The 24390-nt window shown below is 33.0% G+C and carries 20 protein-coding genes; 15 read left to right on the top strand and 5 right to left on the bottom strand.

The genetic code is table 11. The features are described 5' to 3' along the window. Positions 1-379: 379 nt before the first annotated feature. The 4 genes from ACI9TV_RS03575 to ACI9TV_RS03590 all read right to left on the bottom strand — a co-directional run bounded on the left by ACI9TV_RS03575 (position 380) and on the right by ACI9TV_RS03590 (position 5232). Complete coding sequence (locus ACI9TV_RS03575) at positions 380-1384, bottom strand: sensor histidine kinase (protein ID WP_415249385.1); 1005 nt, start codon at positions 1382-1384, stop codon at positions 380-382. 106 nt (positions 1385-1490) lie between these two features. Further along, complete coding sequence (locus ACI9TV_RS03580) at positions 1491-2138, bottom strand: response regulator transcription factor (protein WP_415249386.1); 648 nt, start codon at positions 2136-2138, stop codon at positions 1491-1493. 75 nt (positions 2139-2213) lie between these two features. Beyond that, positions 2214-4094 carry an EAL and GGDEF domain-containing protein gene (locus ACI9TV_RS03585; RefSeq protein WP_415249387.1) on the bottom strand — a complete coding sequence of 627 codons (1881 nt, stop codon included), beginning with the start codon at positions 4092-4094 and terminating at the stop codon, positions 2214-2216. After that, positions 4087-5232 (bottom strand): FIST signal transduction protein, encoded by a 1146-nt coding sequence (locus ACI9TV_RS03590; protein WP_415249388.1) that lies wholly within the window; start codon positions 5230-5232, stop codon positions 4087-4089. The genes ACI9TV_RS03585 and ACI9TV_RS03590 overlap by 8 nt, the downstream gene beginning before the upstream one ends. 155 nt (positions 5233-5387) lie before the next feature. Here ACI9TV_RS03590 and ACI9TV_RS03595 point away from each other — a divergent pair, with 155 nt between their 5' ends. From ACI9TV_RS03595 to ACI9TV_RS03645, 11 genes are all read left to right on the top strand, one after another. After that, on the top strand, positions 5388-5768 hold the full coding sequence (locus ACI9TV_RS03595) for a FixH family protein (RefSeq protein WP_415249389.1): 381 nt from the start codon (positions 5388-5390) through the stop codon (positions 5766-5768). Positions 5769-5778: 10 nt separating this feature from the next. Then, a complete protein-coding gene (locus ACI9TV_RS03600; RefSeq protein ID WP_415249390.1) occupies positions 5779-6972 on the top strand; it encodes a TolC family protein in 1194 nt (397 codons plus the stop codon). Next, entirely contained in the window at positions 6969-7946 is a 978-nt protein-coding gene (locus tag ACI9TV_RS03605) for an efflux RND transporter periplasmic adaptor subunit (RefSeq protein ID WP_415249391.1), read from the top strand. The genes ACI9TV_RS03600 and ACI9TV_RS03605 overlap by 4 nt, the downstream gene beginning before the upstream one ends. 10 nt (positions 7947-7956) lie before the next feature. Further along, the gene (locus tag ACI9TV_RS03610; protein WP_415249392.1) at positions 7957-11073 is read left to right on the top strand and encodes an efflux RND transporter permease subunit; all 3117 of its coding nucleotides are present in this window, start codon (positions 7957-7959) and stop codon (positions 11071-11073) included. Positions 11074-11078: 5 nt separating this feature from the next. After that, the gene (locus ACI9TV_RS03615; RefSeq protein ID WP_415249393.1) at positions 11079-11810 is read left to right on the top strand and encodes a DUF4395 domain-containing protein; all 732 of its coding nucleotides are present in this window, start codon (positions 11079-11081) and stop codon (positions 11808-11810) included. A 130-nt stretch (positions 11811-11940) separates the two neighbouring features. Then, complete coding sequence (locus ACI9TV_RS03620) at positions 11941-12930, top strand: hypothetical protein (RefSeq protein ID WP_415249394.1); 990 nt, start codon at positions 11941-11943, stop codon at positions 12928-12930. After that, positions 12930-13331: a hypothetical protein gene (locus ACI9TV_RS03625; protein WP_415249395.1), complete on the top strand. Its 402-nt coding sequence runs from the start codon at positions 12930-12932 to the stop codon at positions 13329-13331. Before ACI9TV_RS03620 ends, ACI9TV_RS03625 begins: the two co-directional genes overlap by 1 nt. Continuing rightward, entirely contained in the window at positions 13321-14826 is a 1506-nt protein-coding gene (locus ACI9TV_RS03630; protein ID WP_415249396.1) for an HD domain-containing phosphohydrolase, read from the top strand. Before ACI9TV_RS03625 ends, ACI9TV_RS03630 begins: the two co-directional genes overlap by 11 nt. 146 nt (positions 14827-14972) lie before the next feature. Then, on the top strand, positions 14973-15446 hold the full coding sequence (locus tag ACI9TV_RS03635; protein WP_415249397.1) for a rhodanese-like domain-containing protein: 474 nt from the start codon (positions 14973-14975) through the stop codon (positions 15444-15446). A 2-nt stretch (positions 15447-15448) separates the two neighbouring features. Beyond that, a complete protein-coding gene (locus tag ACI9TV_RS03640; RefSeq protein WP_415249398.1) occupies positions 15449-15895 on the top strand; it encodes a rhodanese-like domain-containing protein in 447 nt (148 codons plus the stop codon). Positions 15896-16018: 123 nt separating this feature from the next. Further along, on the top strand, positions 16019-18922 hold the full coding sequence (locus ACI9TV_RS03645) for a CHASE domain-containing protein (protein ID WP_415249399.1): 2904 nt from the start codon (positions 16019-16021) through the stop codon (positions 18920-18922). Positions 18923-18956: 34 nt separating this feature from the next. Here ACI9TV_RS03645 and ACI9TV_RS03650 read toward each other — a convergent pair whose 3' ends face one another. Then, positions 18957-20363 carry an HD domain-containing phosphohydrolase gene (locus tag ACI9TV_RS03650; protein WP_415249400.1) on the bottom strand — a complete coding sequence of 469 codons (1407 nt, stop codon included), beginning with the start codon at positions 20361-20363 and terminating at the stop codon, positions 18957-18959. A gap of 131 nt (positions 20364-20494) precedes the next feature. Here ACI9TV_RS03650 and ACI9TV_RS03655 point away from each other — a divergent pair, with 131 nt between their 5' ends. From ACI9TV_RS03655 to ACI9TV_RS03670, 4 genes are all read left to right on the top strand, one after another. Further along, positions 20495-21814, top strand: coding sequence for an MATE family efflux transporter (locus tag ACI9TV_RS03655; RefSeq protein WP_415249401.1), 1320 nt, complete (start codon positions 20495-20497; stop codon positions 21812-21814). A gap of 35 nt (positions 21815-21849) precedes the next feature. Next, complete coding sequence (locus ACI9TV_RS03660; protein WP_415249402.1) at positions 21850-22809, top strand: HD-GYP domain-containing protein; 960 nt, start codon at positions 21850-21852, stop codon at positions 22807-22809. Positions 22810-22871: 62 nt separating this feature from the next. Beyond that, positions 22872-23255, top strand: a complete 384-nt coding sequence (locus ACI9TV_RS03665) for a PAS domain-containing protein (protein WP_415249403.1) — start codon at positions 22872-22874, stop codon at positions 23253-23255. Between the two features lie 9 nt (positions 23256-23264). Next, positions 23265-24374: a methyl-accepting chemotaxis protein gene (locus tag ACI9TV_RS03670; RefSeq protein WP_415249404.1), complete on the top strand. Its 1110-nt coding sequence runs from the start codon at positions 23265-23267 to the stop codon at positions 24372-24374. Positions 24375-24390: the final 16 nt, after the last annotated feature.

Genomic DNA, 24390 nt, shown 5'->3' on the forward strand with positions numbered 1-24390 from the left:
GTACGGTTTTTATCATCTAAAAAAGAACACATACAAGATTCATGTGCAGGGGTAACTTCTTGGGGTTTTTCATCAAATTCTATGCCATTAGGTAGGTCAGTGAAATAAGTTTCAAAACTCATATTTTACTCTATCATACTTTTGTATTCTACGTGTTTGGATGCCATTGTCAATTCATGTGATTGTATTTTCATAATATTTCTCTTTCTTGGCTGTCGCTCCTATCTCTGATTAGCCTTTGTTTTAGGGATTTTCCACCCGTTTAATTATATAAGCAAATATAATTCCTTCATTTTCATATAATTTTAAATAATAATTTAACACTACAACAACTTAAAGAAGCCATAAATAAAGATATAGAAGAAAGTTAAGTTTTCTTCTAGTTCCATTCCAGAATAAAACTGCTTCCATTTCCAAGTTCTGACTTGACCGCTATACTTATGTTGTACGTATCACAAATCTCTTTTACTATACTCAAACCCACTCCAAAACCACCTGCTAGATTTGAGTTTCGCTCATAAGCCTTGAAAATATCATCTAACTTTTTTTGCGCAATACCTACCCCTTCATCAGTAATACTAAAACGTCCATTTTCTAAAGTAATCGTTATCTTCGTATCCGGCATAGAGTATTTTATGGCATTAGAGATTAGATTTGAGAAAACTAACTCGATTCTTGATTCTACTGCCTCTACATGCGTATCTTCTAGCTTTTGTTCTATCTGTATATTTTTAGCCATAGTTAATTCTGCATAGTACTCTATACTTTGGACGAGAATGGGTTTAAGTTCTAAAAGTTTAACTACTTCATTTTGTGATGAAAAATTCAAATATGCTAATGACTTGTAGATACTGTAGAGTTGCTTTGTACTTATAGAGATATTTCTTAAGATCTTTTCATCATATACTTTTTTTTGCAATGCACGTTTTGAACTCATGCTTAGCGCTGTAATTGGGGTATTTAACTCGTGTGAAATATCTTGAATAAATTGCTCTATTTGCACCATTTTTTGACGTACTGGTCGCATGAAAAGTTTGGACAATATCCATGAAATAACAACAATGAAAAAAAATACTACAACCATAATCATACTTACATTTTTTTGTAACTTGGCTAAGTTTTTATGAAAAGAATCTGTTCTTGCAACTACATACTCTATCATCAAATGTTCTTGGGGAGCAGATGAAACAAGTATCTTCATCCCATTTTTTTCAAAATAGTTTTCTTTAAATATTTTTTTTGCTTTTGTTGGAATCATAATGTATTCATAACCATCTTCAGTAGCTGGTAAAATGAGCTTTGTACCCATCATATGTGCATTTATAATTAAACCTGAAACTGTATCTGCTAAATGTTGTAGTTTATAGTAGGTTGTGTTTTCCAATGAACTTTTCTGTGCAGAGTAGTACCAAAAACCAGAAAGAAGTACAAAAATAAAAGAAGAACCTAGATAAAGAAAAAGAAAAGAATAAAACGACTTCTTCTCCAAGCTATTCAAAACGGTACCCTTCACCACGAACGTTTATAATATGTTCTTTTCCAAGTGCTTTTCGAAGCTCTTTTACTATAGTCCTTATAGCGTCTCCTGTTGGCATTTCATCGTACTCCCACATATTTTGAAGCATCTCATCATCACTTACAACACGGTGTCTATTTTTATAAAGGTACTGCAAACATCCACTTTCTTTTGCCCTTAGTGTTGATGTAACTTCACCGTTTCTTAACAGATGTATTTGTGTATCAAATGTTATCTCTGAAGTAAGCTTTATAAGGGAGTTAAGTCCAAAATGTCTTTTTATATTATCTATCCTTTGTCCGAGTTCCTCTAAGTCAAATGGTTTTTTTATAAAATCATTTGCCCCAGATTCAAAAGCAGACTTAAGGTATTTTGTATCGTGAAAGGCTGTTATAAAAATAGTAGGAGTCTCATCATTAAAGCTTCGAAGCTCTTTGAGTAAAGAGATTCCATCTCCATCAGGAACGTTAATATCAAAGATATACAAATCAAAAGACTGCTCTTCACTAAGCACTAATGCTTTTTTCATACTGTATGTATGTGAGACTTCATAATCTTCTTGCAGGTAATCGACTAATATATCTGCTAAAACTGTATCGTCTTCTAAAAGGAGTATTTTCACGGTATTAGCCTCTTTATGCTTACTTCTTCTAGAAGGAGTGTTTTTATAAAGATATTATAGCTTATTGACAATACCTTACTTTAACATAGCCAAATAGTCCTCTTCAGGAATTGCCTTAGAAAAAAGATATCCTTGATAATAAAGGCACCCTCCTTTTAGTAAATATTCTCTTTGGTATTCTTCTTCAACACCTTCAGCAATTACTCCAATACCTAAGGTGTCCCCCATTGCTATAATCGTATTCAGAAGCACTTTTTTATCTTCCTCTTTTGGAATTTCATCCACAAATGTTTTGTCAATTTTTAAAGAAGTTATTGGCAATCTGTTTAAATAGGCTAAAGAAGAATACCCTGTTCCAAAATCATCCATACAAATGTGCACACCTAAAGACTTTATATCATTAAGTATTTTTAGCATCTTATCGCTGTTGTCCACCATGATACTTTCCGTAATTTCTATAGCTAATTGATTCACATTAATATCATTAACTCTCAAAGCTTCTTTTATTGTTTTATATACACCCGCATTTTGAAGTTGCCTTGTTGAGACATTAACAGATATGTGTAACTTCTTAGCTGTGTCTATTTTATTTGCTTTAGCTATTACTCTACAGCCTTCTTCGATGACCCATGCACCGAGTCGCATTATAAAACCAGTACTTTCTGCTAGTTCTATAAAGTCATTTGGATAAATGAGACCAAGTTCGGGATGATTCCATCGGATAAGTGCTTCAGCTCCAATTATCCTATCATTTTTCAGTAATTGTTTTGATTGAAAATGCAGTACAAATTGATGTGTATTAAGTGCATCGGACATCTCTTGTTCCAGTTTCATATCATGATGTACTTTTGTATTTAACTCATCAGTAAAAAAACTAAAGTTATTCCGTCCCGACCCTTTCGCTTGATACATAGCGATGTCAGCACATTTCATTAACTCTACTATCGTTTTTCCATCTTGGGGATATAATGCCACCCCAATGCTCATCGAAACATTAAGCTCATAGGTATCAACATTCCAGGTTTTACGCATTAAATCCATAACTTTATTTACAATCGTACTTAAGTATGTATCGTTTATATTTGTCAATACTATTACAAATTCATCCCCACCTATACGAGCAAAAATATCTTCAACTCTAATATTTGGTTCTATACGGCTTGCCACTTCTCGTAAAAGTTTGTCCCCTACATCATGTCCAAGTGTGTCGTTAATTTGTTTAAAGTGATCTAAATCTAAAAAAAGTAGTGCGAACTCATTTCCCAATCTATTTGAAGTCGCTATCAAGGTACATAATTGTTCTTCTAAATAGACTCTATTAGAAAGAGATGTCAAAACATCGTATCTTGCTAAATCAGTCAATTCCTGTTCTAAACGGTACTGTTGCGTAACATCTCTAGCAATACCATCAATAAAAATTACATTTTTATTCTCATCAAAAACTGGAACCTCAGTAACTTCAAGGTAACGAATTGTCCGATCTTTATGATATATACTTAAATTATATGGAGGTTGTTGTGTCCCATTGATAGCCAATTCTGTATATTGACTCGCGTATTCATTTATTGGATTATCTGTTAAGTGACTCTGATAATGAGTCATGAATTCTTCTTGATTATAACCTAGCATATTAGTTATAGAGTCACTTAAGTGCGTAAAAACACCCTTAGTATTATGTGTATAAAAAAAGTAATGATTGTGAAGATTTTCCACTAAGCGTATGTATTTTTCTTCACTTCTTTCTAATGCAAGTTGTGACTTTTCCTTTAACTCTTCATATAACTCTTGTCTTTCAGCTGAAGATGTTACTAGCATATGTTCTAAGAAATTTCTACTTTCATCATCATCATTATATGTTTGGTCAACCATTTCTATGAGTTTTTTCAAACGAATATCTTCCAATGCTTCAACAATGATGTCCGTTTTCCTGAGTTGTCTTTTTAAAAGTTTATGCATTATCTTCCCATATAACAGTTAAGGTCATCGTTTCATTATGTAAGTCACAGATACCTGAAGATATTGGTGCAATTTCACCATACGCATAAAATCCTATCTGCATTGTCTTTTGTGGGAGTACTTCAAGAGTAGCTTCTAATTCCTCTTCAGTTTGTTGCTTAAGTAAAAATTTACGACCAACACAGCTGATAGCAATGCTCAGGATATCTTCATTCCCATGTCCATCTAAATTTACTTTTTCCGCAGCTAGAGTAGCACCATCTATTAGTCTATCGTTATTTCCTCGCATCAAGCTAGCATAACTTCCCTCGTCAATGTCTCCAGCAAAAGTAATTGTCTTATTTTGCTCATCAATGCCTAAAATTGTTCTAATATTGCTTTCTTCTTCTTTTGATGTAAATGTATTTGAGAGTTTAATTGGGAAATGTACTCCAATAGAAGGAAGTTCAGAGGATTTTTCTCCTAAATAACGCCTATAAATATCAAGGGCTGGCTGAGAGTCGAGTTCATAAAGTACATTATCTTTAGACTTGGTAACAAGACGCTTCACGCCCAAATTATCCCATCCTCCTCCTGAACCGTGTCCAACATGTATATGTTCCCCATACAAGCCTACCGCACTTAGATATCCTTGAGTAAGTTTACCATCAACAATCACATACGTGTTTTTAAACTCATGGTTATCACCAGCTAGACCACCGGTAACAACAATAGTATTTCCATATATTGATGCTATACCTTTTGTGAGTTTAGAACCATTTGTTATGAGTCCATCTGAGAGTAAAAATATAGCTTTTAAATCATCTTCACGAAGTTTATTTGAAATTGAAACTCCATTTTCAAAAGATTCTCTATTTGAGAGGAGTCGCTCTGATACACTTTTTATACGTGCTGATCTAAATGTGAGAACTGCAACTACCATACTATTTTCAAGAAGCTCATCTTGTGCTATTTGACCTGCACCCGATGCTCCAATAATAGTTGCTTTAGAAAAGAATGATACAAGTTCTGTTAAAGGCTGCTCAACAATACTTTTGTTCGCACTTGTAAAAACTATTATCAAACTTTTATCTACATTGAGATTCACATCGAATTTTCTATTCCAATTATCTCTATATGTATATGTTTGAAGTTTCATACTCACTCCTAACTTTCTTTAATCTATTAAACCTACTAACATCATAATATATAATACTTTAAGTGTCTTTAAATATTCCAATTATACTACCTTCACACAAACTTCACACAGTCTATCAATATAATTCTCTTATACGAACTAAAAAAGGATAGAAAATGAAAACATTTACAAAAATAATTTTAACTGCTCTTTTAGGAGTTTCTTTACTTCAAGGTGCTGCTTTTGAGAAAGTTGCTAAATCACGTGCTACACAGATTATGATGAGTTCAGAAAAACCTCTCAGTACTGGAAACAATACAATTCTTTTAGAAGTTGGACATAAAAACTACAAAGACTCTACAATGAAAGTAAAAGTATTTATGCCAGCAATGCCAGGTATGCCTTATATGGAAAGTATAACTGACGCAAAGAGTTTAGGTAATGGAAAATTTACAACAAATGTAAATATATCTATGGGTGGTACATGGCAGGTACATATCTTCTTAACTCCTAAGACTGGTAAAAAAGTTAGAGCAAAAACTTCTTTAAATATATAAAGGATTTAAAGTGAAATTCTTTGTCTTACTTCTATTACCAATATGGCTTCTGGCCGTATCTCTAGAAACATTAATACAAAATGCAAAAAATAATCATCAGTCCCTAAAAACGATTGAGCAAAGAGTAAGTGCTATTGACGACTCTATAGATATTTCACAAAATTTTGCAGATCCCTTAGTCTCTTTAAGTGTAAATGACATACAATTTAATGACATAGTAGATAGAAGACGTGAACCTATGCAGTCAACTGCACTAAGCTTACAACAGCGTATTCCATACTTTGGGAAAAGAGATGCAAAGAAAAAGAAACTACGTGCCCAAAAAGAAGTAGCCGAGCTTAGTATAGATGAGATGAAAGTTAAACTTGTTAAAGCTATAAAAATTACTGCGTACTCTATTTGGCAGATAGAAGAAGAACTCAAAATTATAGAAGAATACTTTACCCTTACAAAGCGTAATATCAGCCTATCAAGCGGTTATGCAAGTAGTGATTCCAAATCGCACATGAGTATTATGTCTGCTGAGATGACACTCTCAGAACTGAGGATCAAACAAAGTAGATTGCATGGCTTACTCAATGGTTTTTATAAAAAGCTAAGTTATCTAAGCGCAATGGAAGTCAAAAAGTTAGAGCTGAGTTTGGAGATACAACCACATAAACACATAGATATCTTCTCTAATGAAAAGCATCAGAATATCTCATATAAAAGTAAAGTCGCTTCACTCAAAGTCGCTCAAGAAGAGATCAAAGTTAGAGAGTTAGATAAATATTCAGACCCAATTCTCAAAGCTGGTTATTTTTACCGTGAAAAGTTTAATGACTATGCGAGTATCAGTGTAGCTTTTTCTTTACCTTTGTATGGGACGCAAGATTTACAAATTCAAAAATCTAAAAAACTTGCTCTTGCAAATAAAAGTGATATAGCTGATTTCAACTCTCTTTTAGAGTCTCAACTCTCAGAGATTCATTCAAAAATCGAAGATTCTTTTCGAGTCTACGACATTATTCACAACCAAAGTATGCCTCAAATTGAGCATATGTTTGAATTAAGTTCAAGTTCTATAAAAAATGGAGATGAACTTTTTATCTATATAAATTTACTCGAGAGAAAATTATCTCTTGATGAAAAAAGTATTGCAGTTGTAGCTGCATACAACAAGTACTTAGCACAGCTTGAAGCACTTGTAGGAGAAATGAAATGAGACTTATAATTTTACTCGTATGTATAACAATCTTTGCTAATGCCAAAGAAGTCACAGTAGAGCAACTCTTTAATGTTCAAACTGTAAAAGTAGCCCAAAGCTCTTATGCAAAATCCATAAAAAGTTATGGCTTTGTTAAAGTTGATGACGCAAAAGTTTATGATGTAAGCCCAAGATTTAGCGGTTATGTTGAAATTCTATATGCAGATACACTCTATAAAAAAGTAAAAAGGGGTGAAGCTTTAGTAAAAGTATATTCACCAGAAGTTTTAAAAGCCAAAGACGAATACGTAAATAGTGTTAGATACTCTAAGAATAAAGGGATGATTCATAGTTCTATGACAAAACTAAAACTTTTAAAAGTACCAACAAATGAAATAAATGCAAAAATAAAGAATAGAAACTTTACCACTATAGTTTCGCCAGCATCTGGTTATATTTTCAAAAAATCGCTCAACAATAACTCTGCGTTTAATGCCAAAAAAGTTCTTTTTGAGATCATTAATCTTGACTCAGTTTGGGTAGAAGTAAAAATCCATCAGAACCAACTTCCTCTTTTAAATAAAATAGACACATTCACACTTACTTCCCCCGCTCTTAGTAAAACTTTTAAAGCTACAAACTCTGGAATTTATCCAAAGCTTGATGAAAAAGAAGAAAGCTTTACTCTTCGCCTTGAAGTAAAAAATCCAAATGCACAACTTAAACCTGGAATGTATATGACTGCAACAATGAGCCAAGCTAACAAAATATACTTAACACTTCCCACTACTTCTGTTATCAGAAAAAATGGTGTATTTTATGTTTTTGTTGTTGGTGAATATGAAGGTGAATATGAACCTTTACAAATTGAAGTAGAAGTGTTAAACCCAGATACCTACATAGTAAAAAGTGGATTAAATGTTGGAGATGAAGTTGTAAATAACGCGCTCTTCATGATGGATAGTGACGCGCAAGTAAATGGGTTATATTAAAGGCTAAAAGATGATTGAAAAAATAATAGACTTCAGCATAAGAAACCGCTTTTTAGTTCTTATGGCTACACTCTTTTTAATTTTCGGCTCTTTTTGGGCTGTAAAAAACACACCACTTGATGCGATTCCAGATCTTTCACCACCGCAGGTAATCGTACAAGTAAACTGGGCTGGACAATCCCCTGAGATTATAGAAGATCAAGGAACATATCCACTTGTTTCTCAGTTTTTAGCAATTGCTAACATTGAGACTGTTCGCGGTTTTTCTACGTATGAAAATGCACTTATCTATATCATTTTTAAAGAGGGAACTGATCTTTACTGGGCAAGAACTCGTGTGCTAGAGCAACTCGCTTCTATCCAATCGTCTTTACCAGATACTATGGAAGTAAATCTTGGTCCTGATGCATCTGGTGTTGGTTGGGTTTACGAGTATGCACTCACATCAAAAACGAAAAATCTTGCAGAGTTACGAAGCTTACAAGATTACTACTACAAATATGCACTCTTAGGAGTTGATGGAGTAAGCGAAGTTGCGTCGATTGGTGGATTTGTACCAACTTACCAAGTGAGTGTTAAAAACGATGTACTTGTGCGTTATAACTTAAGTGTACAAGATGTAGCCAAAGCACTCAAGGCTAACAACAACGACACCGGTGGTAGGATTGTTATCCAAAATGGGTACGAGTGGATGGTTCAAGCCAAAGGTTATGTAAAAGATCTTGATGACATCCGCTCTTTAGCAGTCACAACAAAAGCAAATATCCCTGTAACCATTGGTGAAATAGCAAGAGTGGAACTTGTACCTGGCGCACGCCGTGGTATGGCTGACTTAAACGGGGAGGGTGAAGTTGTTGGTGGGATTGTTATGGTTCGCTACGGTGAAGATGTATATAAAACAATCAAAAAGATAGAAGCAAAAATCGATGAACTTAAAGTTGATGATGTAGAAGTTGTTGAAGTATATAACCGTTCAGAGCTTATAGAAAAAGCGGTCGATACATTAAAATTTACCCTCATTGAAGAGAGTGTGATTGTTATTATTATCATCGCTTTATTTTTGATGCACTTACGCTCTTCATTTATCGTTATCATCATTTTACCGCTTACTATTGGTGTGACATTTTTGCTTATGAAATTGTTTGGAATTGATTCAAATATCATGAGTTTAGGTGGAATTGCCATTGCGATTGGTGCGATGGTTGATGCGACTATCGTTATGATAGAAAATGCCCATAAAACTATCATCAAACAAGAAGAAGCATTAGGAAGATCTTTAGAAAAAGAAGAAAGATTTAGCGCAATTGCAAGTTCTTCAAAAGTAGTTGGTCGTCCAATCTTTTTTGCACTTGCTCTTGTTGTAGTTTCATTCTTACCAATCTTCGCACTCTCAGGACAAGAAGGTTTACTCTTCACCCCTCTAGCTTTTACCAAAACATTTGCTATGATGGCTGGAGCGATTCTCTCTATTACACTTGTTCCTATACTTATGCTTTATTTTGTAAAAGGGAAAATTCTATCAGAAGCCAAAAATCCACTTAACAGATTTTTTATCTGGCTTTACCATCCTCTCATCACAATAGCGTTAAAAATCAAGTACGTTGTGATGGTAGCTGTTCTTGTTTCACTTTGGTTTATGTACCCACTTTACAAAGGTCTTAAGTGGGAGTTTATGCCACCACTCAATGAGCAAAGTGTCATGTATATGCCTGTTACTCCTTATGGAATTTCTGTAGACCAAAGTAAGATGCTTACACAAAAAACAGATGCAATTTTAAAATCATTTCCAGAAGTCGACATTGTGTTTGGTAAAGGTGGGCGTGCGAACTCTGCAACCGACCCTGCTCCACTTGGAATGATTGAGACTATCATCACTTTTAAACCTAAAAAAGAATGGCGTGAGGGTATGACATATGAAAAACTGATGGAAGAGCTTGAAGAGACGCTACAAATTCCAGGTCTTATAAACTCATGGACATATCCAATTCGTGGACGTATTGATATGCTTTTAAGTGGAATAAGAACTCCCCTTGGTATAAAACTTTATGGTAAAGATGCAGACGGTCTTCAAAAGTACGGTAAAGAGATAGAATCTGTTCTTCGTGGATACCCTAAAACTCTCTCTGTTTTTGCAGATCAAGCAAGTGCAGGTTATTATCTCGATATTGAGATAAACGAAGAGTCTATAGCGAGATACGACATAACGAAGAACTATCTTCTAGAGTATGTATCTACTGCTGTGGGTGGGATGAAAATATCTACCATGTACAAAGGGATAGAACGTTATCCAATAGCTCTACGTTTTGAAGAAGAAGAAAGAAGAAGCATACACTCTATAAAAAATATCATGATTAAAACAAAACTTGGCTTTGTACCTCTCTCACACTTTGCAGAAGTTGCATACCGAGAGAGTGCTTCGGTTATTAAAAGTGAGATGGCTTCACCTGTTACCTTTGTGTATATCACTCCAAATGTAGGGGTTTCTGCAACGGAGTACAAAGAAGAAGCAAAAAAACTCTTAGAGAAAATCGATCTACCAGCTGGTTACTACATAGAGTGGGCAGGACAGAGTGAGTACTTAGACTCGGCAATGGCAAAAATAGTATGGATTATCCCCATTGCACTTCTAGTAATCTTGGTTTTAATTTATTTTGCTCTTAAAGAGATAATGCCAACACTTATAGTATTTTTTACCCTTCCATTTGCACTTTTAGGTGGGCTTATCTATATAGACTTACTTAACTTTAACATGTCTATAGCTGTAATAGTCGGTTTCTTAGCACTCCTAGGAGTTGCCGCTGAAACTGCCATAGTTATGATAGTATACTTACAAGAAGCAGTAAGTGAAGCAAAAGAAAAATTCAAAAATAGCTTTTCAAGTAAAGAGCTACGTGATGCAATTTATGAAGGTGCAGTAGCACGTGTAAGACCAAAGCTCATGACAGTTTTCGCCATCTTAGCAGGGCTTTTACCGATTATGTATACTCACGGAGTAGGAAGTGAAGTTATGCAAAGAATCGCCGCACCTATGATAGGTGGAGTTGTAAGTTCTGCCGTGCTTAGTTTGATTATAATTCCTATACTTTATGAGAGTTATGTCAAAAGAGAGATAACTAAAAAGGGGTAGATATTATGTGGGGAAATTTCTTTCAGTATGGTAATAAAGTACCAGATTTTGATGTATTAGTTTTAAATGAAAGAGAGGCAAGAGCAGCCGCAGGTATTTTATTCTTGGTTGGTTTATTGAGTTTACTTAATGCATTAATGATTGGAAACATCATTGTAACTAAATATTATTTAGCATTTTTTACCTTTGATTTTTTAATAAGAGTAGTCAATCCAAAATATTCCCCAAGCATGTTACTTGGGAGATTGTTTATTCAAAATCAAAAACCAGAATATGTTGGTGCATTACAAAAAAGATTTGCTTGGTCAATTGGCTTTTTCTTATCATTGCCTATGTTTTATTATTTAGTGCTCAACTGGGAACCTTCAATGATAAAGATACTTGTATGTGTCTTTTGTTTGGTTTTACTATTTCTAGAAGCAGCTTTTTCATTTTGTTTGGGATGTTGGATATACAATATTATTATGCCAGAGAAGTCAAAAAATTGTCCTGGTGGTTCTTGTGGATTAACCTTTAAAGATAGAGTGCAACAATTTAATTTCACTCAAAAAATCATAGTCACAATAACAATCATACTATTATCATATGGTTTATATGCATATCTCTATCACACTGAAAATAGAACTAATTTTGGTGAAGCTGTTGCTTACAAGTTTATGAGTAAAGAGGATTTAGCAAAAGAAAAAGAAATGCAATATCAAAGAGATTTAGAAGAGTTTGAGGAAGAAGAATTTTAGTAAAGTAAATTATAGCTCCCCCCCCCATTTAGAGGGACTTATTCCAATTCTCCAGTAACTTTATGTACAAGAAAGACTTCACAAATAGCTTATTTTTAGTTATAATAATCCCTAAAATATAGGGAGATTTATGAGGTTTTTTATATCTATACTACTTTTATCAACTCTATTTCTACAAGCAGATGAATACGAACTGGGTCATGGCTTAAGACTTAATGATCAACTTAACTTTGGAGCTTATGTTTCTACTGACTATGAAACAGGGGATGATAAGGAGCGATTTAGACTCGATGATGTTGCTGTATTAGCCTATGGTAGTTTGTCTGAAAAGCTTTCTTATCTTCTAGAGTTAGAAGCTGCCCCTTTTTATACCAAAAACTATACAACAGATATAGAAACTAAAGATACACGATTCCATTACGAAAGAATGTATGTAGATTATGCTCATTCTGAATTATTTAACATTCGAATTGGTAAACAAATTTCGCCTATTGGCTACTGGAATATTGAGCCCATTAATGTACTTCGAGATACAAGTTCTAATCCATACTACAGCAGTAAAATGTTTCCAAAACTTCTTACTGGTTTAGATCTCTATGGCTACTTAGATGAAGACAACACTTTAAAGTATCATCTTTTTATGCAAAAAAATGAAGACTTAGATAAAAACTATATCAATATAGAAAATAAGCATTTTCTAGGTGCTTCTTTAGAGTATGAAGTATCATCAGAAATAAGTTTTGGTGGAGCATTAGGTGAATATATTACCACTCAGGATAATAAAGCTGTACAGTTCATACAATTTAATGCAAAATATGACAACTACCCTTTCATGCTTCAAACAGAAATCGCGTACAATGATATAGACAATAGAGACCTTGAAATTAAAAGCCATCAGTTTGCTGGATATACACAGGGGCTTTACAATTTCAATATGCAACATGCGATTATTGGTCGTTATGAGTATTTTGATAATAACGAAATTTCTGAGATTAATCAAATTGGAATCATCGGATATAGCTACAGACCTGTTTATGCTATTTCTATAAAAGCTGAATACCAATGTAATTCTGATTCTAAACTTAGTAAATCCCTTATTTCATTCTCGGTGCTGTTTTAATGAAAACTTTACTTTTAATGTTTCTCTTAACAGGATCACTTTTATCACTTGAATATGCAGTTGTCATTAATGTAAATAGTCCTATTACAAAGCTTTCTAAAAAGCAAATTAAAGATATATTTATAATGAAAAGACACTTTGTACAAGAGACTAAACTAGTCCCAGTAAATATGTCTGCCTCATCAAAAGTCCGAGAAAATTTTGAAAAAAAGATTTTAAAGATTAATCGAGAAAAATTAAATAGATACTGGACTAAAAAACACTTCCAAGGAATTAGACCACCCGTAGTACAATCCTCAAACGTCTCTGTAAAACTTTTTATAAAAAATGTAAATGGTGCCATAGGCTATTTACCACTTTCATCTATAGACTCTGGCTTAAAGGTTCTTTTTGAATTTTAGAATAAAAATCATATCTTTAATCCTTATAGTGAGTCTTGCACCTTATATCCTCATCATGATATATTCTGGAAATATACTTCGTGATAAATACTATGAAAATACGCAACAAGAGATGAAGATGCAACTCTCTTTAACTGTTGAGAGAATAGAGCAATATTTAACAACTTTAAAAAGAGATATGGTTTTTATCAGTCACTTAGATATTATGAATGATATATATTCAAAAGATGTCGATAGACGTATTTCCAATTTACTCGAAGATAAAAAACAAGAACTGAACCTTGATGGTAATTTTCATCTTCTTGATATAACAGAGAATATAATTGCAACAAGCGATGCTACTTTGTTATATAAAAAGCTTGACACTGCTCCTATGTTTTTAATAGATATAAAATCAGAAATTGATGGCTCTATCATCGGAAAACTCGCTTTAGATTTTTCATTAAAAAATATAATTAACTTTTTTGAAAACTCGCCGGAGAGACATTATTTTATAAGACTAGATAAAACAAAAACTTTATATAAAACAGATAGCTTTACAAATGAGATCCATGTTAAACAGTCTTTAAATACAATGAAAAATACAGAAATAGTCTTAGAACAAAATCAAAATGTATTTTTAAATTCACTAAAAAGATATGAAAATATATTTATCTTAGCCTTGATATTTGGTGCTATTATAATCTCTGTAATTGCCTTTTACTTTATAGATAAACTAATAAAACCTCTACTTAACTTATCTCTTATTGTTGAGAAAATCACAAATACACAAGATTATTCCCAACGAGTTCCCATTCATGGTGAAGATGAGATAGCTACCCTTGCTGATGCCTTTAACCAAATGTTAAGTGGAATTGATAAAGCACTTCAAGAAAATGAAATACTCTACCGCGAGATTGAAGAAACCCAAAAAGAAGTTGTTTTTACTATGGGTGCAATTGGAGAGAGTAGATCTAAAGAAACAGGCAACCATGTTAAAAGAGTAGCAGAGTACTCCAAACTACTTGCACTTTCATATGGACTTAGCCAGGAAGAAGCAGATATGATAAAACAAGCTTCACCGATGCACGATATAGGAAAAGTAGCAATCCCTGATGCTATTTTAAATAAGCCTGCACGCTTTACTCCCGAAGAATTCGAACACATGAAAAAACATGCCCAACTAGGGTACGAAATGTTACACCATTCCACAAGGCCGCTACTACAAACTGCAGCCGTTGTTGCTAACGAGCATCATGAAAAGTGGGATGGTTCTGGATATCCAAATGGTCTCGCTGGAAAAGATATTCATATATATGGTCGCATTACAGCATTAGCAGATGTTTTTGACGCACTCGGTAGTGATAGAGTTTACAAAAAAGCATGGGAGGATGAACGTATATTTGAACTCTTTAGAGAGGAAAGAGGAAAACACTTTGATCCTGATCTCATAGATATTTTCTTTAAAGACTTAGATAAATTTTTATCTATTAGAGATACATTTAAAGATAGCTAGGACTACTTACTTAAAGATATGGTTCCAACTTTAAATGGTGTTTTTTACATTAGAAAATAGAATTTTCAATTAGATTTATCTAGTGAAGTACCTCAATTTTGCACAACTAAGCTATCATTATAAAAACAAACTAAAAGGTTGTACACATGAAAAACAAACTAACAAACATAATCCTTCTAATCGCACTCACTTCAACAACAGCACTTCTTGCAGGATTTAAAGAGACAGATAAGCTCTTAGTACAAGCAAAAAAAGAAGCAGGTGAAATGAAACCTCAAAAACTTAAGAAGATGCTTGACAACGAAGATGCAGTTGTTGTTCTTGACATTAGAGAATCAGAACAAAGATCTGAGGGTGAAATCTATGCTGATGAAAGTTATGCGATAACAAGAGGAAACTTAGAATTTGAGATTCTTAACAAAGTTAAAAATAAAGATGCAATCATTGTCACTTATTGCAGAGGTGGTAGTCGAGGGGCTTTAGCTGCACAAACTCTTCAAAACCTTGGCTATAAGAACGCAACTAACCTCAAAGGTGGTCTCAAAGGATGGGCAAAAGCTGGTTATCCTATAGAAACAGGTTTGGGTGTAGTTATACTCACGAAAGAAGAAGACGAATAACTATGAAAACAATTCTATTACTCTGTGTCTACTTCAGCATAGCTTTAATTGCTGATTCAAAAGCTATAAGTCATGATAATTACTTAAATTCTTTTACCTACGAAGAGCGTAAAAATATGAAAATCAGTGCACTTGAACTAAGCGTGATGCTTGAAGAAGGAACTGCACAACTTGTTGACATCAGATTTAAAGAAGAGTATGAAGCATGGAATATGCCCAGCTCAATCAACATCCCACTCAACGAACTCCCAAAACGTTTAAAAGAGTTGGACAAATCAAAACTCATAGTTACAGCTTGTCCGCATAAAGATAGAGCAATTATGGCACGAACTTTTTTAAAACTCAGGGGATATAACACACGTTATCTCAAAGATGGGCTCATTGGACTTGCTCAGTACTGGAGAGGGGATAATGCAAAAGAATTTATCCAAGAGTATAAATCTTTATAAGATAGTCTGGGCATTCGGGAATCAGAAAAAAGATTTAATAGAAATTCTAGAGTTCTAAATATTTATTTTTGTAATAAAACTATAATAGTGAATTCATAATGAATAATATGTTAGAATATTTGTATGCATATAGTCTATAGAACAAATATGATTTTTCCTATCATAAGTTTAGCAATAGTATATTTCGTATTCGGTCGTCTTGGCCTAATACTTGACAATCCATCAGGTTATGTCTCTCTTATCCAGCCCTCGGCAGGTATTGCACTAGCTGGGTTGCTTTTTTTTGGATATAGAGTGTGGCCCGGTATACTCATCGGCTCCTTTATAACCAACTTACCAATAGGTCTTGGAATATTTAGCTTTAGTTCTGACATTCAATCTTTTATCATACCTACAAGCATAGCTTTTGGATCTACTTTACAAGTAACAGTTGCCGCTTACTTAATCAATAAATATGTTAATTTAAACAATGGGTTAATAGAAGTTAAAGAGATACTTTTATTTTATATGCTTGCAGGTCCTGTCTCCTCTATCATCGCTTCTTCATGGGGTGTGAACACCCTATTCATATCTGATGTAATTAGTAGCAATGAGTACTTTTTTAGCTTATTAACATGGTGGATTGGAGATACCGTTGGTATACTTTTAATTGTTCCTTTGATATTTATTTTATTTGGTAAGCCAAAAACTGTGTGGGTGCAAAGACAAATGAGTATAGGTCTTCCCATGATTTTTATCTTTGCATTAATTATTGTATTTTTTAGTATAAATAACAGAAGAGAAAATAAGCGTATCCAAAGTGAATTTACTGAAAAAACATTGATAATTAGTAAGTCTTTTGAAAAGATACTAGCAACTAATTTAGAAGTTATTTATTCGGTCCGCAGCTATTTTAACAGTTCAGACTATGTAAGTAAAAAAAAATTTAAAACGTATCTAGAAGATGCTTTTCAACGTCATAAAAGTATTCATGCAATATCCTGGAACCCTGTCATACACTCGGAACAACGAGATGAGTATGAAGAAGAAATGAAGAAAAAAGGTTATGAAAACTTCACAATTAAAGAGCGTATCAAAGGTTTAATGAGTACAGCAGAAGAACATGAAAAATATGTGGTCATTACATATATCCAGCCCGCTTTAGCTAATGAAAAAGCTATTGGATACAATGTCTACTCTAACCATTCTAGACGTATTGCCTTGGATCAGGCAAGTTCATCAGCCAAACTCACAGCTACTGAGCCTATTATACTCGTCCAAGAAAAAGGTAATCAAACTGGTATATTGTTTTTTCTACCTTTATACCAAAGTATTCAAACACCTACAGGTGCAATAAAAAAAGAAAATTCATTAAAAGGTTATATAGTTGGAGTGTATCACACTAGCAACCTTATTGAAGAGTTACTAAGAAATTTCAAACTGAATAATATTGTTATATCTTTAAAAGATAAAACTGACATAAATAATCCTTTACCTATTGCAACATATTCTTTTGATGGTAATGGTCATGGAAAACTCATGGATAATTCACTCTCAATAAACCTAAAAAATACGATTCGGATAAATAAAGAAATCTCTATTGGGCAAAGAAAATGGATACTCGAAATGTATGCTACACCAGCTTATGTTATAGAAAATCAATCAATATTTATGTGGGGTATGCTTACCTCAAGTCTTTTATTTGCAACACTACTAGAATTGTTTTTATTACTCTTAACTGGTCGGGCAATATTGTTGAAAAGTGTAGCCAAAGAACTATCTAATGAAATTAAACATAGAGAATTATTAGAACGTGATTTAATAAATACAAATCAAAATTTAGAATCTCGAGTAGAAGAACGTACAAAAGATCTCGACATTGCTATGAAAAAAGCTTTAGAATCACAAGAGATTGCCGAGAATGCCAACCAATCTAAGTCTAGTTTTCTTGCCAATATGAGTCATGAAATTCGGACTCCAATGAATGCAATTTTAGGATTTGTAGATCAACTAAGTAAACAAGAAACTACTACACGACGAAAAAAACAATTCGATATTATAAGAAGTTCTGGTCATACACTTCTCAATATTATAAACGATATTCTTGATCTGTCTAAAATAGAGAGCGGGAAAATAGATATTGAAAAACATCCACACAAGATTAGAACTTTAATCAATGAAACAACTTTACTCTTTCATCAAAGTCTTGAAGATAAGCAAATAAAATTTGAATGCAACATTGCATCGCAACTGCCTCAATATATAGAAACTGATAATGTAAGAGTAAAACAAATACTCTTTAACCTTTTAGGTAATGCGATTAAATTCACTCCTAATAATGGTACAGTTTCACTTGATATAAAATATGACTCCAGCAGTAGTTCCATGTATGCATGCGTGTCTGATACTGGTATAGGTATAGCAAAAGAAAATCAAAAGAAAATATTTAACGCATTTAACCAAGAGGATAATTCTACAACACGTAGATTTGGTGGGACGGGTCTTGGTCTTTCAATATGTTCTAAACTTGTTTCACTTATGGATGGAAAACTAGAAGTTGAAAGTACCTTAGGTGGTGGAAGTAAATTTTACTTTACCATCCCCTGTAAGGAACATAAAGAAGAAATTACAATGACAGATGAAACTGGAAAAACTGTAGATAACGTGTCTACAACAATATCGGGCCACTTACTGGTTGTTGAAGATAACAAAACAAACCAAATACTACTTTCTATTATACTAGATGATGCAGGTATAACTTTTGATATAGCCAATGATGGAAGAGAAGCTTTAAAAATGTATCAAAAAAATAAATATGATGCTATTTTAATGGATGAAAATATGCCAAATATGGATGGAATTGAAGCGACACGTCACATTAGAAGTATGGAGAGGGAGAAACACGTTCCCCGTACCCCTATAGTTGCTGTAACAGCCAATGCATTAAGTGAAGATAAGCAGATATTTTTAGACTCAGGTATGGATGAATATCTCTCTAAGCCATATACGGAAAAAGATATTGTATCTATTTTAAAGAAGATTTTATAGGGAGAAACCTAGAACTAAGATCTATTGGTAAAATTTATGTATTATTTGCTTTTATCTCTATAAAGTCATCTAAATTGTCTAAAAAAACTTCTACTATTTCAGGATCAAAGTGCTTTCCTTTTTCCTCTTTAAATAAAGCGATAATATCCTCGAAAGACCATGCCTTTTTATAAACTCTATCTGTAGCAAGAGCATCAAATACATCTGCAATAGTTACAATACGAGCATAAATATGTATCTCATCATTTCTTATACCTCTTGGGTAACCACTTCCATCAAACTTCTCATGATGTTCATGTGAGATTGTTGCGGCAGCTTGGAGTATTGAACGTTTGGAGTCTTTAAAAATTTCATAACCAATTTCTGAATGTGTTTTCATCGTTTTCCATTCATCTTCACTTAAAGGACCAGCTTTCATTAAAATACTATCTGGGATACCAATTTTTCCAATATCATGCATTGGAGAGGCAAAATAGATATCATCAATACTTTTTTGATCCAGATTTAAGAGCGAAGCTAAATGTTTAGCATATCCAGCGACCCTTTTTATATGATTACCAGCTTCTTGTGATCTTGATTCACTCAATTCACTTAATCTAAAGATTATTTCTTTTTGTGTTTGAACTAATTCATTTTGCAGCATAAATACTTCTGTTAAATCATGGCTTATGGAAAAATAATCAACAATATTTCCACTCGTATCTAAAATAGGTGTTATATGAGTTTGTACATAATATGAATCGCCATTTTTTTTCCGATTTTGTAAAATACCTTGCCAGCTATGTTTACAAAGAAGTGTATCCCACATGCTTTTAAATACATCAGGATCTGTATCTCGATGTTTAATCATACTATAGTGGTTACCTAATAATTCTTCTTCTTCATAACCAGAAACAGTACAAAATTTATCATTAACATAAATAATTTCTCCAGATAAATTTGCCATTGACACAATAAAACCTTCATCAATCACTACTTTATACTGTACTAATAATTGTGATTGTGTTTCAATCGCTTGATCTTTATCAAAGATAATTTTTCTAAAACGTTCTAAAACCCCTTTTAAATTATGATCAATTATGTAACTAAGTTCATCATAAAGTTCCAAAGAAATAATATTTGTATTAAAAGATAGATGCATTAAGGATTTTCTGAAATATGTACAAATCATAAAGAGCTGGTCAGGCATAACATTTTTGTCATATAAAAAGTCAAGATACTCCCCCATAACGGGACAGTCTCCTATTTGAGTGGAACCATCAATAACTCCCATATAGTATGCAAAGATATTTCTTGCATAGTTTTCTTTAAAAAATTTCGCATCTATATCATGTTCAATAAATATATCTTGCACATCTTTATGGTGAAGCCAATCTTCTAAAACAACTTCTTCATTCTGTGCAATCAAATCCTGATATTGTTTGAGAAGATTAAAGGACATAGAAACTCCATTTTTCATTAATAACTCATTATATAGTAATAAATCTTTTAATTAGACAGTATTGCTTATGTTTTGAAGTGAAAAAATAGCTATACTTCCAGAAAAGAAACTATACTTATAATGGACTTCTCATGCATATAGACCTCAGCCAAGGTATCATCAAAGAGCATATGGTAAAACTTGCTGTACCCGCAGTTGTTGGGTACTTTTTTCATACAATGTTTAACGTCACTGACACTTTTTTTGCTGGGCTTATTTCTACTCAAGCGCTAGCTGCCCTTTCTTTATCTGCTTCAGTGTTTTTTATGATACTTGCAATTGGTATAGGTATGAGTGAAGCAGTAACCTCTTTAGTAGGAAATGCACTCGGTGAGAAAAATACTAAAAAAGCACAGCATATTGTACTTAACGCGATTGTATTTGCATTTTTTCTCTCTATCGCTCTTGCCATACTTGGTGTGCTTTTTGTTCCCTTACTCATAGAAGCACTTGGGGATCCTTCCTATAGACAAGAAACACTTGATTATATCAACCTCATTTTATATGGTTCAATCTTTTTTATTGGTACCTTTTTCTTTAATGCTTTTCTTAATGCTATTGGAGATACAAAATCCTTTCGAAACATCCTTATCATCACAGCCTTTCTCAACATCTTTTTAGATTATCTCTTTATAAAATATTTTGACATGGGAGTAAGCGGTATAGCAATTGCCACTGTTATCTCAGAAGCCATTTCAATGGTTTACCTATTTTATAAAGTACAACAAACAAAACTCTACACAGGATTTAGAACATTTACCTATGATTCTCAAGTTATCATAGAATTACTAAAACAGGGTTTTCCTCCAAGTATAAATATGTTCATGATGGCATTTGGTATGTATATTATTACCTACTTTGTAGCTCCATTTGGAAAAGAAGCAGTGGCTGCATTCGGTATAGGTATGCGTATAGAGCAAATATTTTTAATGCCTGTGATTGGTTTAAACATTGCTACTCTTGCTATAGTCTCTCAAAATAATGGAGCCAAAGCATACACCCGTATTTTACCTACAGTTCATTTAGGACTACGATACGGATGGGCAATAAGTAGCATAGGAGTAACAACCTTTTTAATTTTTGCACCCTTTCTCGCTTCACTTATGACATCTGACGGGGCTGTTATAGAACATACTGCATTATATTTACGTATATCTGGAGTTGCATCATATGCATTTGTAGTAATCTTTATCTACATAGCAATGCTTCAAGGCATAGGCCAACCTAATGTGATTATGCCGGTAAGTATTTACAGACAAGTCATCGCACCTCTCATTGTATTTTCTCTACTCGCATGGATGAGCGTAGGTATTTTATCTTTGTGGATTACTTTAGATATTATTATTTTCTCTTCAGCATTATTTTTATGGTGGTATGGGGAGAAAAAATTAGAATCTCTAAAATATAAATAATATAATCTCAACTAATAAATGTTATAATATCAAATATGAAAATAATACAAACAAATATAAATGGCAACAATTATGAACTACTAGATATTAATTCTTTATCTATAGGTGAAGTCCTATCGTTTGATATCTTTATTAAACGTGACAATAATTATGTAATTATCATCGAAGAAGGAACTCTTCTTAGCGAAAAACTTTATAAGATGTTACAAACAAAAGATTATCTGTATATATCAAAAAAACATCAGAATAAAAAAGCTCCTACTTATAGAAGCTTATTTAGGTCTATTAAACAAGATAAACACAACTTTAAAAATAGCCTGGAGCTATTGTATGAAATCAACAATAATTTATTTCGTAAGTTTATGGCTTCAAAAGAAGATGTTCTTGATATAAATTGTGCACAAGAGATTGTAAATAATGCCCTCTATTTAATACAAGAAAATACAAATTATATTAAAAATGCAATGCAATACTTTTCTTCAGATTATTCTTTAGCATATCACTCTCTGCATGTATCGTTGTATGCAATTCATCTTGGTCATTTTCTTCATCTTGAGACTAAGGAATTAAGCCAGTTAGGTCTGGCTGGATTATTACATGATGTTGGTACAAAAAAAATCAATGATTCCATTAAAAATAAAGACTCTAAGCTCAATTTCATGGAGTTAGAAGCAATGCATCAACATACTAAATACAGTAGAGATATTGTACAAAAAAACCGTATTCTTAATCCCTATATACTTGATGCAATTCTCCATCATCATGAATCCCACGATGGAAGTGGATATCCAAATAGGTTAATTGGTAGAAATATAAAAACATTTGCTTCTATTCTTAGTATTAGTGATACCTTTGACGAACTAACAAATGATAAAGCATATCGTAAAAAGCATTCATCGTTTGAAGCATTAACAATGATGATGAAAGATGAAACTATGCTACATAGATTTCACCCAAAATACTTCAAAGTATTTCTACAATCCTTCGTAAAATAAACAACCTTCATTACATCTTGATTCATTTTGAGATATAATGCCACTACTACCTAGGAGTTATAATGAATGAATATATTTTAAAGAATGATGATTTTTTAGTCTCGCAAACTGATGACAAAGGAATCATTATTTTTGCTAATGATGATTTTTGTAAAATTGCAGGCTACTCACTAGATGAACTCGTTGGGCAACCTCATAATATTGTTCGTCATAGTGATATGCCTCGTGCTGCTTTTAAAGACTTATGGACTACTGTAAAAAAAGGTGAAATCTGGAGTGGTTATGTGGAAAATGCCACAAAAGATGGTGGTAACTACTGGGTATATGCAACAGTATATCCCATGCTAGATCCAGTCTCACATAAAACAACTTATATGTCTTGTAGACGTAAGCCTTCTACTCAAGAGATAGAAGATGCAAGATCATTATATAAAACACTTAATTAAGGTACATTTATGAATAACTTACAAAAAAATATAGTTCTGATTCTTGCTTTTACTCTGCTTGTTGCTTCTGTAATTCTGACTGACTCAACTTTACTTCAAATAATTCTTGCATTAGTTGCAGCTCTACTAGCTTTAGGATTTCAAAATTTTTCATCAGGCTCTATTTTAAATGTAGATCTTGTCACAAAGATAGATGAACTACTTAGCTTTAAAAGAAACAAAATCATTATTAACACGGAATCAACATGTGAGATAGAAAAGTCACTAAACACTCTCATCAAAAAATATGAAGATACAGTCCAAAAAGATACAAAAGTTGCGGGAGAAATGGTTCTTATAGCGGATAAAGTCTCAAAAGGCTACTTTTCATCTAGAGTTGGTGCTGACACACAGACTCCTTATGTACATGTTTTACGTAACAGTATGAACAATATGCTTGATTCCTCCGAGCACAATTTAGATAATGCGATTAGTACATTAAAAAGTTTTTCAGAAGGTTCTTTTGCAACAAGAAGTACTGTAAATGTAGAAGCAAATATGGCAGAACTTTTAAATAACATCAACTCTCTTGGACAATCTCTCGAAGATATGCAACAACAAAATACAGATTCTAATCTGCAAATTACACAATCATCAAAAGTTTTAAATGAAACTATTGAAAATATCACAAACACTACCATTATTGACTTTAAAAACAAAATAAATTCTATTGTTGATCGTATCCATGATGTATCTCAAAGAGAGGATGAAATGGTTGGGAACCTTCAATCTCTTGTCCAAAATGCGAATGAAACAAAAGAGATTTTATCAACTATTGGCGATATTGCAGAACAAACCAATCTATTAGCTTTAAATGCAGCTATTGAAGCAGCCCGAGCCGGTGAACATGGCCGTGGATTTGCTGTTGTTGCTGATGAAGTAAGAAAGCTCGCAGAGAGAACACAGAAGAGTTTGTCTGAAAGTACCGCTACTACAAATGTTTTAATTCAATCCATTTCAGATAGTTCAGATTCTCTCAACAAAAATGCTCAAGAAGTCAATTCAATATCTGACGCAGTAAATGAGGTAAGTCATAAAATGGATGAGATTATTGATACTTTAAATGAACTGTCTAAGTAAAAAATAAAAGGATCTT

The sequence above is a fragment of the Sulfurimonas sp. genome (assembly GCF_047622445.1).
Classification (GTDB): domain Bacteria; phylum Campylobacterota; class Campylobacteria; order Campylobacterales; family Sulfurimonadaceae; genus Sulfurimonas.